Genomic DNA, 16,619 nt, shown 5'->3' on the forward strand with positions numbered 1-16,619 from the left:
AAAGTACTTTTTTAAATTGACATTTAGACCTGAAAGATGTTATTATTTATATCGCGCGGGGCGTGGCGCAGTTTGGTAGCGCACCTGGTTTGGGACCAGGGGGTCGCAGGTTCGAATCCTGCTGCCCCGACCATCTTAAAGAAAAAAAACCATGCAGGATAGCATGGTTTTTTTATTTTCTGTACTATTTTTTAATATATCTAATAAAAAAAACTATTAATACTCTTTAGCATATTCCTTTTTCTATCACTTGTTCAATAAATTATATATTACAGATACCTTTATTATAATGTTGACGCTGATTCCATAGTTTAAGTTTAGCTTTTAGCAGTGAAACCACTGTTTAATTCGTCTTAACATACGTAGTGTTTGCTGTTGCAATTAATTTACCTTCATTATTGTAAGCTTCAGCTATCATATGTATCATTGTACGCCCCTTCATTTTGACCTCAGCTGTAATTTTTATATTATCTCCGGAAAAAATTGGTCGGTGGTAATTAGTTGATAGCATAATAGTTGCAACACCAAAACTCTGAAGTGTTAGCTGAGCCAAAGGCCCAAATACATTATCAAAAGCAGCCGTGATAAATCCCCCCTGCATTGCACCTCCTGGGTTAAGGTGCTCTTCTAAAACTGGCAATACCACCGATATACTTTCATCTGGTACATATTTTAAAAATTCTGCATTCATTGTTTGAAAACAGTTTGGCAGTTCTCCAAAACTCTTCTCATAATACAGCTTTACATCCATATTCTCACTCCTGTTGGTTCGAAAAGTTTTTATATACTATTTATCTTTTAGCTTTTTTTAGAAAACCTTATATATTTATTAGTTATTGTACCGAGAACGAAAGAAATAATTAGAGTAAAAAAAACTAAAATTAAATATATAAATCCATTTAATATACTTACATTTAGAACTAAAAAATAAAATATAATCAAAAAAAAGAATATATAATCAAAAAATCGAAATTTTTTCAAAATTTGTTCCTCCTTAGTTTTTAACTAGTATAATTATAATCTAAGCAAGAGGTTTTTACAGTGTCATTGTATAAAAAACACTCAAATATAACAAAGTAACAGAAGAATTACAGTATACATTAAATTTATAGTGAAAATCATGGTAAAAACAGTTATTATAGTTTTGTAAAATAATTCGCTTAATATTCTTTAGGAGGAATGATATATAATGAAACGCAAAGTTATTATTATGGGAGCTGCAGGTAGAGATTTTCACAATTTTAACACTTTTTTTAGAAACAATGAAAATTACGAGGTAGTTGCTTTTACAGCTACCCAAATTCCAGATATACATGGTCGTAAATACCCACCTGAATTAGCTGGCCCTCACTATACTGATGGAATATCAATTTACGATGAATCTGAATTAGTTAGACTAATTAAAGAAAACAATATAGATGAAGTTGTATTTGCATATAGTGATGTTTCTCATGAATATGTTATGAATAAGGCTTCCACAGTCATGGCTGCAGGTGCTGATTTCAGGCTAATGGGACCTAATTCTACTATGCTTGAAGCAAATGTACCCATAGTAGCAGTTTGTGCAGTACGCACAGGTGTAGGAAAAAGCCAAACTACTAGAAGAGTAGCAAAACTGCTCAAAGACATGGGTAAAAGAGTAGTAATAGTAAGACATCCTATGCCATATGGAGATTTAACTAAACAGGTATGTCAACGTTTTGCTTCTCACGATGACCTAGATAAACATAACTGTACTATTGAAGAAAGAGAAGAGTACGAACCTCATTTAGATAAAGGCTTTGTAGTTTATGCTGGTATTGACTATTTAGAAATACTTAATCAAGCCGAACAAGAAGCTGACGTAATTTTATGGGATGGTGGTAATAATGATATCCCATTTTTTAAACCAGATTTACATATAGCACTAGTAGACCCACATAGACCAGGCCATGAACTTGCATATCATCCTGGGGAAACAAATTTGCGCATAGCAGATGTTGTAGTTATAAATAAAATTGAAACAAGTATACCCGAAAATGTTGATAAAGTTAGAGATAGCATTTATAATGTAAATCCTGAAGCAACAATTGTTGAAGCTGCTTCACCTATATTTGTTGAAGACTCACACCTTATTAGAGGAAAAAGAGTCTTAGTTATAGAAGATGGTCCAACTCTTACCCACGGTAATATGTCTTATGGTGCTGGAGCAATAGCAGCTAAAAAACACAACGCAAATGCATTAATAGATCCACGTCCTTACGCCGTTGGTGATTTAGTTGATGTATTTAAAGATTATGACCATATTTCATATATTCTTCCTGCCATGGGTTATGGTAATAAACAAATAGCTGAATTACAACAAACTATAGAAAACGTTGATGCAGATGTTGTAATAATTGGCACTCCTATTGATTTAAGAAGAGTGTTAACCATTAATAAACCAGCACTAAGAGTAAGATATGAGCTTCAAGAAATAGGAGAACCAACACTCGAGCATATTATTAAAAATATGATATAATAGGAATTTTTAGGTCAGCAAGAAAAATAACAATATTTTAGATTTTTTTCTTGCAATGAAATACTAAACGATGTTATAATACTTTTTGCGGGCGGGTGTAGCTCAGTGGTAGAGCCCCAGCCTTCCAAGCTGGTTGCGAGGGTTCGATTCCCTCTACCCGCTCCATTTTTATGTTTATGTCCCTGTAGCTCAGCTGGACAGAGCAACGGACTTCTAATCCGTAGGTCGGGGGTTCGAATCCTCCCGGGGACGCCACTTATAATAATTATTATGGTGGGTGTAGCTCAGTCGGCAAGAGCACCAGATTGTGGCTCTGGGGGTCGTGGGTTCAAGTCCCATCATCCACCCCAAATAATAGAAATTAATTCTTGACATCCAACCTAATAAAGTAGTATACTCACAACCGTTGGGGTGTCGCCAAGTGGTAAGGCAACGGACTTTGACTCCGTCACGCGTAGGTTCGAATCCTGCCACCCCAGCCATATAGTGGGCCATTAGCTCAGTTGGCAGAGCACCTGACTTTTAATCAGGGTGTCCCAGGTTCGAATCCTGGATGGCTCACCATCTTAAAAATTAACACCCGTCAAGCTTGACGGGTTTTTATCTTTTCTGAAAAGATATCACGGGGACGGCTCCACTGATATATATTCACTAATTAAAAAGCTGCAGCTATAACATATGTAATAACTGCAGCTTTTTAACTTTTATACTCATAAGGCAAAATAATTTAAAAATTAATACTTAAACTGTTTAACTTGTTCTTGCATCTCTTCTGCTAATTTAGCAAGTCCTTGAGCTGCACTTGCAATTTCCTGGATTGAGGCTGTTTGTTCTTCTATAGATGCAGCCGATTCCTCTGTTCCTGCTGCATTTTCTTCTGCTATAGCTGACAAGCTTTGGACTACTTCGATTATCTCGTTTTTCTTATTCTCCATTTCTGCTCCTGATGCATTTAGTCTTTCTATAGCTTCTTTAGTGTTTTCTATAGCCCCAGCAATACCTTCAAATTTGCCTTTGGTATCGGTTACACTAGCAGTTTGTTCATCAACTATGGTTTTAACTCCTTCTACTGTTTTAACTGCTTGGTTAGTTTTAGTTGAAAGATCATTTATTATTGTTTCTATTTCTTGGATTGAATTATTTGATTGTTCAGCTAGTTTTCTTACTTCCTCAGCAACTACGGCAAAACCTTTACCATGTTCACCTGCTCGTGCTGCCTCAATAGCTGCATTAAGTGCAAGTAGGTTTGTCTGTTCGGCAATACTCTTTATAACTTCACTAGCTGTTTTAATTCCTTCTGCACTAGTATTAGTTTCTTGTATTACACCATATATTTCATCTGCTGCTTCATTATTTTGGTTTGCTTTAGTTACTAGAGTTTCTAATGTTTTAAATCCTTCGTCTTTTAGTTTGTTTACTTCATCAACTGTTTGATTTACTACTTGAACATATTCTTGCTCTTTATCCATTATATTGCCTAGTTCATCAATTTTGGCAGCCCCTTGTTCAGTACTTTTAGCTTGATCACCAGCACCTTTGGCCATTTCTTCTATACTTCTAGCCACTTCATCTGCTGTAGTTGATGTTTGGTCACTAGTTGCAGTCATCTCTTCTGAGCTTGCTGCTACTTGATCAGAAGCTTGTGAAATTCTATTAATTGTATCTCGTAATGCTTCAATCAAAGTTTGGAATGCTTGAGCTAATTGACCTATTTCATCTTTTCTGTTTAGGTCTTGCTCAGGTACATCCTTACTTATATCTAAGTTAGCCATTTCTTTTGCTTGATTTACTGCTCCTGTAATTGGAACTGTTATCTGACGACCAATAAAATACGCAACTGCTAAGCCTAAAGCTATGAAAACTAAGGTTACCAATCCTATGATGGTTTGCAAATTAGCTAAACCTGACATCACATCACTGCGTAAAGCAGCTACACCAACACTCCAATCGGTTCCTTCAACTGGCGAAAACCCCATATAGACTTCTATTCCTTCCAAGTTTACATAACTACCAAAATCTCTTTCACCTTGTATCATTCTATTGTGTACTTCAGCTAGTGGTGCCAGGGTTTCATCTTCCCTTGCTTCTGCTATAAAGTTTCTTTGGTCAAATATAAAGTCTTCATCTGGATGAGCAATAATAGTACCATTTTCATCAAGTAAATAAGCATATCCACCGTCACCAAAATCTACTTCATTAGTTATTGCACTTAAAGCCATTCCATCCATTGTTGCCATTAATACTCCAGCAATATTTTCATTTTCATCATAAATTGGTGCAGCAGTAACTAATACTATTGTATTATCTACCCTACTTACTACAGGCTCCATAACTGAATTGCCTTGCATAGCTTCTTGGAAATAATCTCGGTCATCTATTTGGTTTTCTTCTCCATTAGTCATTCTTATATGGCCATCAGGAGTAGCTACACCCATAAAATCAAAATTGTTCCGCTGTGCTTCCTCGCTAAGTGCTGGAAATTGTTCTTCCCAGTCCATACTTCTGACAACATCACGATTTGCTACACCCTCTACAATATTAGTTTGAGCATCATATCCTCTTGCTACTACTGCTGCAACTTGGTCAGCCAACTCGGGCAAATTTTGCCTTTGATTATCTTCTAAGGCATTAGATGCACTATTATAAGCAATTAAACCTAAACCACCTGCAACAACTAAAAGAGTTATTGCAAAATATACCATCAGTCTGCTACCAATACTCTTCATAATAAGCCCCCCCTTTATAAATTACCCTCAACTTGTCTGCATTTAGCATAATTGTTCAATTTTTTGTCTAATAATTCATATTTTTCCTATTATAATAGTAGTAAAATTTCAACATTTTAATTGTAAATTCCTTCTAAATATTTAAAATATGAATAAAAAAACAAGTAACCGCACTTTATGAGCACAGTTACTTGTTCTTATTAATTTATATCCTTAACGATACATTTTCTCTATATCAAAAATAGCTCCCACTACTTTATTTATATCTTCCAAAGTGTGAAAATATCCAGGACTTAATCGACATGATCCACTGGGAAAAGTTCCAATAGTTTTATGAGCTAAAGGTGCACAATGTAACCCTGCTCGACATGAAATGTCATAAACATTATCAAGCAAGTGACTTACAACACTACAATCAACATTTTTTATATTAAATGATAATACAGCAGATTGTCTGGTTGGATCTAAAGGCCCATATAAAATAACATTTTCTATATCTTTTAAACCTATAATTAATGCTTCAATTAAACTTTCTTCGTGTTTTTGTATTTTTTCAAGCCCTACTTCCTCAATGAATCTAACACCCGCACCTAACCCCACAATTCCAGGGGTGTTAGCAGTACCACTTTCAAATTTATCAGGCATTTCTTCTGGCTGGGCATGGCTTTCTGAAGCAGAGCCCGTCCCCCCTTCTAACCAAGATCGAATTTCAACTCCAGATCGTAAATAAAAGCCTCCTGTTCCTTGTAAACCAAGTAAACCTTTATGACCTGTAAAAGTTAAAATATCTAAATTAAATTCAATTACATCAATGGGAATAACACCAGCTGTCTGAGCTGTATCAAGCATAAATAGGATTTCGTGTTCTTTAGCAACATTCCCTATTTCCTTAATTGGTAGAATAGTACCAGTCACATTAGAAGAATGCAAAACACAAATTAGCCTAGTATTACTCTTGATTTGGGATTTAACTTTTTGAGGATCAAGCTCCCCGTTCTGTGAGCACTCTATAATAGAAAGTTCTATCCCTTTTTGACATAGTGCCCATAAAGGACGTAGTACAGAATTATGCTCCATGCTGCTTATAATTACGTGATCCCCTGAATTTAAGATTCCCTTTAAACAAATATTAATTGCTTCTGTTGCATTACTACTAAATACTAATCTTGAGGAATCCTCTATATTAAAAAAATTAGCTAGATCCTTACGAGTTTGCTCGACTAGCCGTCCCGCTGCAACTGATTTTTTATGACCTCCTCTTCCAGGGCTAGCACCATTATATCTTAAGTAATCATTTATTTTCTCATATACCATCTCCGGTTTAGGCCATGAAGTAGCTGAATGATCCATATATAAACTCAAAAATCTTCCCCCTCTATTCAGAATAAACTCTCTCAGGATGTGAATATAAATTAAAACGCTGTCCACGCACAAAGCCAATTACAGTAATCCCTAGTTCTTTAGCAAAATCCACCGCCATTGCAGTTGGAGCTGAACGTGAAGCTATTATACCTACTCCCATTTTAGCTATTTTTAGCATTACTTCTGATGATATTCTTCCACTTGTTAAAATTATTTTATTATTAAGATATATATCGTCTAAAAAACACCTTCCAGCAATCTTATCAATGGCATTATGTCTTCCTATATCTTCTCTAACTATTAAAGACTCTTTATTAGTACACAATGCTGCACTATGTACACCACCTGTTAGCTTGAATAAATCTGAGTTTTTTTGAAAATCTCTCATCAAACCAATTATTTCTTGAACAGAAATCTTGTAGCCCTCATCAGGTCTTTTTATTATCATAGCATCAACAGCATTAAAAAAGGTCGTTCCCTTGCCACATCCAGTAGTTATATAACGCTTCATGAAGCTTTTTTCTGCTATTACATTCTCATTTTTGCTAGTGACATAAGCTAATCCTTTTTCTTTATCTACTTCAATTTCAGATAAATCCTCTCTTTTTTTAATAAATCCTTCTGCTGTCAAAAAACCTACAGTTAGTTCTGCTAAGTAATCAGGAGTACACAGCAAAGTAACTAGCTCATTATCATTCAAATATATAGTTAAAGGCTTTTCTTCAACTAGTACATCTTCAAATGTATTTGCCTCATTGTCTTTATATCGAAATATTTCCATACCCCTTATTTTATCACCCATTATACCTTGCTCCTTTGTGTATTAATGTATATCTTGTGTATATTTTATAATTCTATCACTTAATTCTATATACATCACTTGATTCTACTGCAAAAAGTAACTACAACAAACTTAAGGCTGAGCAAATATGTTTATCTAAGTCCCGAATAGCAAGGCGTGGTGCATAGATCACGGCTAAGTATAAATAAAAAATCATTTTAGATAATAAGTGCTAAGCTAAAATGAAGGTAAAGACCGATGAGTGGCGTGATAAACATGTTTGCTTAGACTATGGAATAGCTGAGCAAACTTATTTATATGCAAACTTATTATTAGTAAAAATTTTTTTCTAATATTCTTGAATATTTAATGTTTTTACATTAAAATAAAAATACATATCCAACGACAATGATGAAGGAAAGTAGGTCTTTCCCAGCCTTTCAGGGAGAAAGAGTCATGGACTGCAAGCTCTTTCAAGGTATGGCTGACTGAAGTTCCCTTCGGAGTTGCTATGCTGAATCTTTTAGTAGGTGTAGTCGGGAATTCTCGCCGTTAAAAGAGAAGGGGTATCGGATTAATAGTCCCGTACCTATCTAAAGTGGCACTATATGTGTAACTAAGGTGGTACCGCGAAATAATGCATTTCGTCCTTATGGATGAAATGCTTTTTTTATTTTTATGACTATTATCCTGTACCTTTATGAGGTGGTTCTATGGAACAACTTGGGTGGTACCGCGGAATATCAATCCGTCCCTTTTATAAGGGGCGGATTTTTTATATTGGAAAGGGGGTTAGAAAATGCTTGGTTTAGAGTCATTATTAATTCTTTGTGCTTATATCTTATCTATAACATCATGTGGATTATGTGTTATTTATGGAATTAAAAACTGGAATGAAAATAATTAAAATCTTATATATAAAGGAGGAGGTAGTTTTTTAGGTGAAATACGAATTATTACTAGCTATTTTATTAGCTTATATATGTGTAACAATATTACTTGCTTATATAGCTTACAAAAGAACAAAGTCATCCACTGATTATCTAATCGCAGGTGGACAAACACATCCATTTTTAATGGCTATGGCTTATGGCTCTACATTCATTAGTACTGCTGCAATAGTTGGATTTGGGGGTGCTGCTGGTGTATATGGTCTTAGTCTTCTTTGGTTAACATTTTGTACTGTTTTTTTCGGTATATTTATAGCCTTCGTTGTTTATGGTAAAAAAACATTATATATAGGAAGAATTTTAGGTGCTCAAACCTTTCCTGAATTAATGGGATTAAGATATAATTCTACATTTATACAAAAGTTTTCAGCTTTAGTAATATCGTTAGCTATGCCTTTATATGCTGCGGCTGTTATTATTGGTGCAGGTCGCTTTTTAGAACAAATCGCAGCTATAAACTATACTTCTGCTATTTTGATATTTGCGGTAGTAGTTGCGGCCTATGTTATTTCCGGTGGTTTAAAAGGTGTATTTTATAATGACGCATTACAGGGAACCATTATGTTTGTAGGTATGTTAATTTTAATTATAGTAACTTACAACAATCTTGGAGGAATAACTGCTGCTCATCAAGCATTAACCAATATATCAACAATGGTTCCAGAAAATCTAGCCGCTTCTGGACACCAGGGTTGGACTTCTATGCCTGCATTTGGCTCCGAAATATGGTGGGTTGTTGTTTCTACATTAGTTCTTGGAGTAGGTATTGGGGTTTTAGCTCAACCACAATTAATAGTTAGATACTTAACTGTCAAAGGACCTAAGCAACTTAATCAAGCGGTAGTTATTGGTGGAGTGTTTACTTTCTTCATGACTGGAGTAGCTTTCGTTGTTGGAGCTTTAAGTAATGTATATTTTATGGAAACACTAGGCAAAATTTCTTTGTTTGCAGTGGTTGATCCAATATCAGGAGTCCCTAACATAGATAATATAATACCGCTTTATGTTAGTTCTGCCATGCCAGAATGGTTTGGATATTTATTTATGTTAACTTTATTAGCTGCTGCAATGTCAACATTAAGTAGCCAGTTCCATGTTATCGGAACATCTTTGTGCCATGATTTATTTAACTATTCAAGTTTAACAATAAACCGCTTAGCCATCATTGCTAGTTTACTTATTTCGGTTTATTTGGCTTTAAAGCTCCCACTAAGTATTATTGCTATTGCTACAGCTATATTTTTTGGTATATGTGCAGCTACATTCTTACCAGCTTATACTGCGGCACTGTTTTGGCCTAGAGCTACAAAGATTGGAGTAATAGCTAGTATGCTATCAGGATTTAGTATAAGTGTTTTATGGATGACTTTTGTTCACGCTAATGAAGCAACTGCATTAGGAATTAGTAAAATACTTTTTGGCAGAGATACACTCTTAGAATTCCCCTGGGTAGTTGTAGATCCGATAGTTATTAGTTTACCTCTATCAGCAGTAGTATTAATAATGGTAAGCTTAATAACTGTATCTGAACAACCTAGTCATACTAGAAGTTTATCAAAATAAAACAAAATTTGATTACCCATAAAAAAATTAAAATGTAAATTAACAGAGTCAGCTGAGTAAACATTGCTTGTTTTAATGTTTTTATATATAAATGATAATTTTTAGGTTAAGCTAACACCATTGAAAAAGGCTATATTCTTTCATAAGATATAATTATATAAATACGCTTTCTAGCTGAAAGGATTGAAAATAAAATGACGTCATTTGAAAATATTTTTAAAGCTCTAGGTGAACCTACACGCATGAGAATAGTTAAGTTAATGGTAAGTGTTGATAGAGTGTGTGTTTGTGAGCTCCAAGAAATTATGAACATAAGTCAGCCTCGAATTTCACAACATTTAAAAATTTTAAAACAAGCTAATTTAGTAACAGAGCAACGAGAAGGTCAAAGAAGGGTATGTACCTTTAACAGAGAATATTTTAATGAAATTATTAGTCAGTTTAATCAATTTTTAGATACTTCTTTAGATGAACTTAATGATTATGAAAGTGAAGCAATTAAAATTAAAGACTTGTCCTTAGGTACTAACTGTACAAATTAATAATCATTATTGCGTTAAATTGAGTAATAAGGTTCAGGAGGTAGTGTATGCGTATTAGACTTGATGATAAAGATATTATAACTGTAGAGGATCTAAATAAACAGATTAAAAATAATAAAAAAATGAAAATTATTGATGTTCGTATTCCTGAACAATATAATGCTAGTCATATACCTAATGCTATTAATATTCCTCTTAAAAATATAACTAATCAATGTATGGTTTTAAATAAAAATGAAGAAATAGTAGTTTATTGTAATGGTGGAAATAGTGGAAGTAAAGCACAAAATTTGCTTCTAGATAAAGGTTTTATAAGAGTATATAATTTAGAAGGTGGACATAGGAAATGGTTAAATTTTAACAATAAGTAATTTAATAATATAAAAAATATTTAATACTAATCCTCCATTAGTGAAAAACTATCTTAAAAAGGAGGTGAAGTATTGAATAATCATTTTAATGATGAAGATCCTAAACGCTTAGTTAGTGTTCAAGATGTTATAAGTAATAGTTCAAATAACAAAGAGCTTTTATATGACCCTAATAATCAAGTATTAGATGAAAAAAACATTGATGAATACATTGATAGTTGGTTATTTAGAATTTAAAATAGCTAAAAGCAATATCCATAAAACGGTAATTATAAAATAGTAAAAAAAAATTATAAATTCATTAAATTTTAAGTTGAAATTCTTTTTATATGAGAGTATAATACTTCTTGTACGGTTCACATATGCGGGTGTGGCGGAATTGGCAGACGCACCAGACTTAGGATCTGGCGCCGCGAGGCGTGGGGGTTCAAGTCCCTCCACCCGCACCATTGAAAAATAACAAGGGCTATAGAAAACTATAGCCCTTTTTTATTTCATTTTTATAATCTTTCTATTTTAATTAAAATCGGCTGTCCCAAGTCACTAGGCACATAATTATATACAACTTCATCTCCTATATCGATGCCAGCTTCTTCAATCATTAATCTAGTTTCATCAGTTACTTGAAAAGCATTAATTCCTATTTCTACAGAATTATTATCAATCCAACCTCCAAACTCCCCTGAACCAGTCATGGCTATATCATCCTCAGGTTGAGTATAATTTTCCGTGTCTGGATCTGATAATTCTCCCTCCGACTGTGGAGTATCTCCATTTTCTGGGTCCTTAACATCACCATATTCTGTTGGGTCTTCATTATAATTATTTTCCGGTTGCCCACATCCTACTATTGTTAGATTAAACACTAATACCAGTACTAAAAATATAGTTAACCCCTTTGCTTTAAACAACAAGCACTCCTCCTTTTTAAATAAATAGCCATATATTGCAATTTTATAAATATATAGTGTAGATGTCAAAGCCTTTGTAAACAACTAAAGTTATTTAACTCTTATATTCTTATAAAAATAATTAGATATGCATTTAGACAATGTTTATTAGCACTAATTAATAGATACTATTTTGCAGTAGAATCAAGTATTTATCTTGGAAATATTTATTAATAAGGAGGAAAGAGAAAGAAGGTTCTGTTTTATAACAGAACCTTCTTTTAGTTACTTTAAGGTAGGAAAATTCCTTCGGGGTCTATAGTATTATAAAGTAGTTCTATTTCTTTATAGGTAGGTGGTAATGTTTCCCCACTTACTCTAGAAATATTTAAATCAAAACTACAGCTTTCTTTTACATCTTCAGGAGTATAGCCTGGATGAACTGTATCTAGATACATTTCTCCGTTTTCATCAAATCTAAATACTCCCATGTTAGTAATTACAGCTTCTGGTCCACCTCTATAAGCATTGTTATAAACTTCTTTTTTATGAACCATTTCGCCTGATGGCCATTTTGGTATTTTCCAACCAGGTGATGTAATATAATCAACTCTTTCTTTAAAACGGCGTTTTTCTTGTACCATTATAAAGACAGTTTTCTTTGCTAAACCGTTGATGTCTGAATTACCACCACTACCAGTTAAGCGTTTTTCGGGAACTATGCCATATTTACCCATAGCTGTTGTATTAACATTTCCATATTTATCAACTTCTGCTCCACCTAAGAATGCTAAATCAACAACACCTCTTTGTAGCTGACCAAAAACATCTGACAGCCCAGAAGCGATTGATGCTTGATATATACAACGTGGGTCCCCAACTGAACTAGGTAAAGATATTGGTTTCCCATCTACACTTCCAGCCTCATATATACAACAGGCATTTGGAGCTGTTGTTAGCTGTGCTACCATTATGGCAAGCATTGGTAATCCTGTTCCAGCAAACACAACATCTTGATCATTTACCTCTCTAGCAGCAGCTACTGCTAAAAGGTCGATAGGTTTAAATTCGCCTTGCTTTGCATATTCGTGATTAGCCATTATCTTTTCCCCCTTTTAACCTTAGTTGAATAACCGAGCGCAGGGTTAGCCCTAATAGTTTCAAGTCTTTCAAATCCTACTTTACTTAGATATTCATTAAAGTCCTTTACACCAAATACCCACTCATCAACCCAAGCATCAAGGCCTTCTTGAGTTCTAGTCGAACTAAAGAAGTTGCTTAAGAATGCTCCATCGGTTTCATAACAACCAAAGCATCCAGTAGGATGAGCTCCCCACGGTAATTCAACTATATAGTCTATCTGGTGTGGTGCGATTAAGTTTTTACTTGGCTCACGTCTTATATAGTCTTCTGTTACAACTTGCTCTGCTACAATTATTACATTATCTGAAGCTTTTATCGCTTCTTCATCACTGTAAAGCTGTCCTTCAACTCTTACTGTTCCTTCTTCACCCACCATCTGTACAAAAGCTATACACCAATCTGGGTTACATGCTGGTATATGCACTAATTCACTTCCATAAAAGGGGTCTTTAGCAATTTCGTATTTTTTCTTTGGTATTTTTGGGTTTGAGCCATCTCTTAAGCCTAATTTTCCTAAGTGATCATACTCTGGATTTAACATATCTGTACCTAAACTAGCATAAGTCGGCATATAAGGTATTCCTAAAGCACCTGCCGCCATACGATATAGTATTTGTACGTGACTGTAGTCTTCAATTACAACTTCGCCATTTTCAGCTTTTCTGGATAGATTTCCACCTATTTTTCCAAATAGCTCATGTCCTATCCAACATGATTCCCAAATTTTTACACACCCAGCACCTATTAATAGATCACTGTGTGTACCCCCATTTACTTCTACTAAATGAAGATCCTTTTTACCCTGCCTAATCATTTCATAGATTGCCGCCATTGGTCTTCTCCAAATAGTAAAACCACTAAATGTCAGCATATCGCCATCTTTAATTTGACTGACAGCCTCTTGAATACTAACCTTCTGTACCTTGGCCATGATTTCTCCCCCTTTATTTAGCATTCTCGGTATTAAGCAAAACCTACTTTTGCAGTATTATTAAAAATCACCATTTTCTGGCTCTACTACATCTTCTTGTTGTACATCTTCTTCATAAAGATCATCTGGTTGATCACACCCTATTACTCCAAAACCGAAGACCAATGCTAGTACTAAAATCGTGCTTATTGCCTTTGTTTTTAACACTCGATTCGCCCTCCTTTTTAATATAATTACCATACTTATAATAAATATGGTAATTCCATGCTAAATAAAAATTTTACTTCCTGTCAAAAATCATATAAGAGTCTGAAATTAACTCATCTCTTATATACAAGCTTAGAAAAAAATAGAGACAAGTTTTGGGCAATATTTATTATGTTAATTATTAATACTAAAAATATATATTAAAAAGATAATATAAAAAGTAGGAGGCTATACAGCAATGAAACGTAGATGTCCTAAATGTGAAAGCACTGAAGTAAAACATATTGGATCTAAAACAGAACGATTAATGTGGCCAGGGGTAGCCTTATTATTTACTGGTTTAGCAGCAATAAATAATGAATTTTTCAAGTATTTGTTTTTTATCGTACTTCTACTTACTGCATTAAGCATAAGGTCAGTTTTTGTAGCTAAAGAATTTAATTGCCAAAAATGTGAGTTTTCATGGGATGTTAAAAAATAAGCATTTTTTTGGCATATTTTTCATCTACGCAATAACCAATTTTTGTTCGATAATAGTTATACCTATAAAATTTTTGGAGTGAGTATTAGTGTTTAAAAATCTTATAAAATTCACATTATTTTTTCTCTTAGCTATAGCTCTAATAACATATTCTTTAATAGGAATTCCTATTAAAGCATCCAATGAAAACTATGTTCAGATTTTCGTTAATGGTAAGAACATAGACTTTCCTGATCAAAAACCTTATATTGATACTAAATCTAACCGCACCTTAGTACCTGTTAGATTTATAGCTGAGGCTATTAATAATAGTTCGGTAGAATGGCTACAAGAAACAAAGACAGTTAAAATAACAGCTGCTGATTCGAACATTAAGCTTAGTATTGGCTCTGCTAATGCATATGTTAATGGAATAACAACTCAAATAGATGCTATACCCAAATTAATAAATGACAGAACCATGGTTCCTCTGCGGTTTATTGCAGAATCCTTAGGAACCACAGTGCAGTGGGATGAAAAAAATCGTGCTGTCAATTTAGAAACAAAAGAGTTTTACAAGGTAAATAACAATAAATCCAAGAAGCAAACAACAATAAATGCCACTGAATTATCAATGGGAGATTCTAAGGAAAAGTTGTTAGAAATTCTAGGTCAACCTGCTCGGATAGATTTAAGTGAATATGGGTTTTATTGGTACATTTATAACCAAGATTATTATAATTATATTCAAGTAGGAATTAAGGATGGTAAAATAGTAGCCTTATTTACTAATTCTAGAAATTGGAGTTTATTAGATAATATATCAATTAATTCAACCCAAGCTAATATTAGAGCAAATTATGGAGAGCCATTGCAATATATTCTTAAAAATCGAACTAGATATTCTTTACTTAACGAGCAAAATACTAGAGATGTTTACCAAATTAATGATAACTATATTAGCTTTTTCTACGATGTACATAGCAATCATGAAGTATCTAGTATTTTAATTATTGATAAGAATATTGAAGAATCTTTTCGTCAAGATATACAGCCTAATAGTGAATTAAGAGTAAGCTTTGAAAAGCAAATGCTTGATATAACTAATGCTACTAGGGTTAAACATGGTAAAAGTCCTTTTAAATGGTGTAATAATGCAGCTCATGTTGCTAGAATGCATAGCTCTGATATGATGAATAGAGGTTATTTTTCACATGACACACCCAAAGGTAAAACCTTAGCTAATAGATTTAATGATTATGGAATCCGGTATAAAATGGTTGGTGAGAATATAGCCGCTGGACAGCAAAGTGCAATTCATGCTCATGAGAGTTTAATGAATTCATTAGGTCATCGAAAAAATATTCTAGGTGATTTTAAATATTTAGGAGTGGGAACAGCTTTCGGAGGATCCTATAATACTTACTATACGCAAAACTTTTATACCTCAAGGTAATAAGCTCAAGCACAAATAATAAAAGCAAGCTTTTTTATACACCTCTTGTTGGGGAAGGGGGCATTTAAATTTGTCTTTAAAATTCATTAGATATTTAGCTGTTATCTTAGCTTGTGTATTTATCTTAATCATATTTTATGGGGATAAGCTAAACATTGCTCATATTTATAATATTAATAATTTAAATTTGGAATCTCCTGTTGAGCAAATACCACCTGAAGAATTGACTACCCCCGATTTAATCTTGCTCGGTGCTCGGGAAGAAGTCAAAAACCAAACACGTTATGATGCATCTTATGTAGCTATTGATTACCCTGGAGGAGATGTTCCAGAGAGTAGAGGTGCATGCACAGATGTAATTATACGTGCCTTAAGAAATGTAGATATTGATTTACAAAAGCTTATTCATGAAGATATGAAAGATAATTTTGATATATATCCTAATAATTGGGGATTAACAGAACCCGATAGAAACATCGACCATAGGAGAGTGCCTAATCAAATGAAATTTTTTGAAAGACATGGTACACCACTGCCAAAAGATATTGAACCTGAAGAGCTTAGATGGGGTGATATTGTTTACTGGAAGTTTCCAGATGGTCAAGAACACACTGGTATAATAAGTGACAAGAGAACCTCCTCAGGTATTCCATTAGTTATCCATAATGGCTCTGTTGCCATTGAAGAAGATTGTTTATACAGATGGGAAATAATAGGTTTTTACCGCTATCCTTAAA

Annotated in this window: 17 protein-coding genes, 7 tRNA genes and 1 other annotated feature; of the genes, 16 read left to right on the forward strand and 8 right to left on the reverse strand. The window is 33.8% G+C overall.

The genetic code is table 11. The features are described from left to right. Positions 1-56: 56 nt before the first annotated feature. Positions 57-133 (forward strand) — tRNA-Pro (locus SYNTR_RS07255). A gap of 210 nt (positions 134-343) precedes the next feature. On the opposite strand, the gene SYNTR_RS07260 is transcribed toward SYNTR_RS07255, so the two are convergent. Continuing rightward, positions 344-751 (reverse strand): PaaI family thioesterase, encoded by a 408-nt coding sequence (locus SYNTR_RS07260; protein ID WP_156203894.1) that lies wholly within the window; start codon positions 749-751, stop codon positions 344-346. A gap of 438 nt (positions 752-1,189) precedes the next feature. Here SYNTR_RS07260 and SYNTR_RS07265 point away from each other — a divergent pair, with 438 nt between their 5' ends. The 6 genes from SYNTR_RS07265 (at position 1,190) to SYNTR_RS07290 (ending at position 3,064) form a co-directional block, all read left to right on the forward strand. Further along, a complete protein-coding gene (locus SYNTR_RS07265; RefSeq protein WP_156203895.1) occupies positions 1,190-2,500 on the forward strand; it encodes a cyclic 2,3-diphosphoglycerate synthase in 1,311 nt (436 codons plus the stop codon). A gap of 91 nt (positions 2,501-2,591) precedes the next feature. Next, a tRNA-Gly gene (locus SYNTR_RS07270) sits at positions 2,592-2,665 on the forward strand. 13 nt (positions 2,666-2,678) lie between these two features. Continuing rightward, positions 2,679-2,755, forward strand: a tRNA-Arg gene (locus SYNTR_RS07275). An 18-nt stretch (positions 2,756-2,773) separates the two neighbouring features. After that, positions 2,774-2,850: transfer RNA gene (locus tag SYNTR_RS07280), tRNA-His, on the forward strand. A gap of 57 nt (positions 2,851-2,907) precedes the next feature. Beyond that, a tRNA-Gln gene (locus tag SYNTR_RS07285) sits at positions 2,908-2,982 on the forward strand. Between the two features lie 6 nt (positions 2,983-2,988). Further along, positions 2,989-3,064, forward strand: a tRNA-Lys gene (locus tag SYNTR_RS07290). A 170-nt stretch (positions 3,065-3,234) separates the two neighbouring features. Here SYNTR_RS07290 and SYNTR_RS07295 read toward each other — a convergent pair. From SYNTR_RS07295 to fdhD, 3 genes are all read right to left on the reverse strand, one after another. Then, positions 3,235-5,226 (reverse strand): methyl-accepting chemotaxis protein, encoded by a 1,992-nt coding sequence (locus SYNTR_RS07295; protein ID WP_156203896.1) that lies wholly within the window; start codon positions 5,224-5,226, stop codon positions 3,235-3,237. 213 nt (positions 5,227-5,439) lie between these two features. Further along, positions 5,440-6,588 (reverse strand): aminotransferase class V-fold PLP-dependent enzyme, encoded by a 1,149-nt coding sequence (locus SYNTR_RS07300; protein WP_279285944.1) that lies wholly within the window; start codon positions 6,586-6,588, stop codon positions 5,440-5,442. Between the two features lie 13 nt (positions 6,589-6,601). Next, positions 6,602-7,390, reverse strand: a complete 789-nt coding sequence (gene fdhD / locus SYNTR_RS07305; RefSeq protein WP_156203897.1) for a formate dehydrogenase accessory sulfurtransferase FdhD — start codon at positions 7,388-7,390, stop codon at positions 6,602-6,604. 378 nt (positions 7,391-7,768) lie between these two features. Further along, positions 7,769-8,024 (forward strand) — a binding site (T-box leader). A gap of 144 nt (positions 8,025-8,168) precedes the next feature. Here fdhD and SYNTR_RS11775 point away from each other — a divergent pair. The 6 genes from SYNTR_RS11775 to SYNTR_RS07330 all read left to right on the forward strand — a co-directional run bounded on the left by SYNTR_RS11775 (position 8,169) and on the right by SYNTR_RS07330 (position 11,244). Beyond that, positions 8,169-8,276, forward strand: a complete 108-nt coding sequence (locus tag SYNTR_RS11775; RefSeq protein ID WP_338140454.1) for a symporter small accessory protein — start codon at positions 8,169-8,171, stop codon at positions 8,274-8,276. A 34-nt stretch (positions 8,277-8,310) separates the two neighbouring features. Continuing rightward, positions 8,311-9,882, forward strand: coding sequence for a sodium:solute symporter family protein (locus SYNTR_RS07310; RefSeq protein ID WP_156203898.1), 1,572 nt, complete (start codon positions 8,311-8,313; stop codon positions 9,880-9,882). 194 nt (positions 9,883-10,076) lie between these two features. Continuing rightward, positions 10,077-10,424: an ArsR/SmtB family transcription factor gene (locus tag SYNTR_RS07315; RefSeq protein ID WP_156203899.1), complete on the forward strand. Its 348-nt coding sequence runs from the start codon at positions 10,077-10,079 to the stop codon at positions 10,422-10,424. Positions 10,425-10,471: 47 nt separating this feature from the next. Further along, on the forward strand, positions 10,472-10,795 hold the full coding sequence (locus SYNTR_RS07320) for a rhodanese-like domain-containing protein (RefSeq protein WP_156203900.1): 324 nt from the start codon (positions 10,472-10,474) through the stop codon (positions 10,793-10,795). Positions 10,796-10,867: 72 nt separating this feature from the next. Beyond that, positions 10,868-11,032, forward strand: a complete 165-nt coding sequence (locus tag SYNTR_RS07325; RefSeq protein ID WP_156203901.1) for a hypothetical protein — start codon at positions 10,868-10,870, stop codon at positions 11,030-11,032. 127 nt (positions 11,033-11,159) lie between these two features. Continuing rightward, positions 11,160-11,244: transfer RNA gene (locus SYNTR_RS07330), tRNA-Leu, on the forward strand. 51 nt (positions 11,245-11,295) lie between these two features. On the opposite strand, the gene SYNTR_RS07335 is transcribed toward SYNTR_RS07330, so the two are convergent. The 4 genes from SYNTR_RS07335 to SYNTR_RS07350 form a co-directional block, all read right to left on the reverse strand. Beyond that, a complete protein-coding gene (locus tag SYNTR_RS07335; RefSeq protein WP_156203902.1) occupies positions 11,296-11,706 on the reverse strand; it encodes a hypothetical protein in 411 nt (136 codons plus the stop codon). 269 nt (positions 11,707-11,975) lie between these two features. Then, positions 11,976-12,785 carry a CoA-transferase subunit beta gene (locus SYNTR_RS07340; protein WP_156203903.1) on the reverse strand — a complete coding sequence of 270 codons (810 nt, stop codon included), beginning with the start codon at positions 12,783-12,785 and terminating at the stop codon, positions 11,976-11,978. Then, positions 12,785-13,759 (reverse strand): CoA transferase subunit A, encoded by a 975-nt coding sequence (locus tag SYNTR_RS07345; RefSeq protein WP_156203904.1) that lies wholly within the window; start codon positions 13,757-13,759, stop codon positions 12,785-12,787. The genes SYNTR_RS07340 and SYNTR_RS07345 overlap by 1 nt, the downstream gene beginning before the upstream one ends. A gap of 60 nt (positions 13,760-13,819) precedes the next feature. After that, complete coding sequence (locus tag SYNTR_RS07350) at positions 13,820-13,966, reverse strand: hypothetical protein (RefSeq protein ID WP_156203905.1); 147 nt, start codon at positions 13,964-13,966, stop codon at positions 13,820-13,822. Positions 13,967-14,204: 238 nt separating this feature from the next. Here SYNTR_RS07350 and SYNTR_RS07355 point away from each other — a divergent pair, with 238 nt between their 5' ends. From SYNTR_RS07355 to SYNTR_RS07365, 3 genes are all read left to right on the forward strand, one after another. Continuing rightward, positions 14,205-14,447, forward strand: a complete 243-nt coding sequence (locus SYNTR_RS07355) for a hypothetical protein (protein WP_156203906.1) — start codon at positions 14,205-14,207, stop codon at positions 14,445-14,447. 88 nt (positions 14,448-14,535) lie between these two features. Further along, on the forward strand, positions 14,536-15,882 hold the full coding sequence (locus SYNTR_RS07360; protein WP_156203907.1) for a CAP-associated domain-containing protein: 1,347 nt from the start codon (positions 14,536-14,538) through the stop codon (positions 15,880-15,882). Positions 15,883-15,952: 70 nt separating this feature from the next. Beyond that, positions 15,953-16,618, forward strand: coding sequence for a DUF1287 domain-containing protein (locus SYNTR_RS07365; RefSeq protein WP_197079055.1), 666 nt, complete (start codon positions 15,953-15,955; stop codon positions 16,616-16,618). The last annotated feature ends 1 nt before the right edge of the window (position 16,619 follow it).

It is taken from the genome of Candidatus Syntrophocurvum alkaliphilum (genome assembly GCF_009734445.1).
GTDB classification, from domain to species: Bacteria; Bacillota; Syntrophomonadia; order Syntrophomonadales; family Syntrophomonadaceae; genus Syntrophocurvum; species Syntrophocurvum alkaliphilum.

Bases quoted from the DNA above. Each gene is read 5' to 3' on its own strand.
- SYNTR_RS07265 (WP_156203895.1), top strand. From the start codon at position 1,190: ATGAAACGCAAAGTTATTATTATGGGAGCTGCAGGTAGAGATTTTCAC.
- SYNTR_RS07315 (WP_156203899.1), top strand. From the start codon at position 10,077: ATGACGTCATTTGAAAATATTTTTAAAGCTCTAGGTGAACCTACACGC.
- SYNTR_RS07355 (WP_156203906.1), top strand. From the start codon at position 14,205: ATGAAACGTAGATGTCCTAAATGTGAAAGCACTGAAGTAAAACATATT.
- SYNTR_RS07320 (WP_156203900.1), top strand. From the start codon at position 10,472: ATGCGTATTAGACTTGATGATAAAGATATTATAACTGTAGAGGATCTA.
- SYNTR_RS07260 (WP_156203894.1), bottom strand. From the start codon at position 751: ATGGATGTAAAGCTGTATTATGAGAAGAGTTTTGGAGAACTGCCAAAC.
- SYNTR_RS11775 (WP_338140454.1), top strand. From the start codon at position 8,169: ATGCTTGGTTTAGAGTCATTATTAATTCTTTGTGCTTATATCTTATCT.
- SYNTR_RS07345 (WP_156203904.1), bottom strand. From the start codon at position 13,759: ATGGCCAAGGTACAGAAGGTTAGTATTCAAGAGGCTGTCAGTCAAATT.
- fdhD (WP_156203897.1), bottom strand. From the start codon at position 7,390: ATGGGTGATAAAATAAGGGGTATGGAAATATTTCGATATAAAGACAAT.
- SYNTR_RS07295 (WP_156203896.1), bottom strand. From the start codon at position 5,226: ATGAAGAGTATTGGTAGCAGACTGATGGTATATTTTGCAATAACTCTT.
- SYNTR_RS07340 (WP_156203903.1), bottom strand. From the start codon at position 12,785: ATGGCTAATCACGAATATGCAAAGCAAGGCGAATTTAAACCTATCGAC.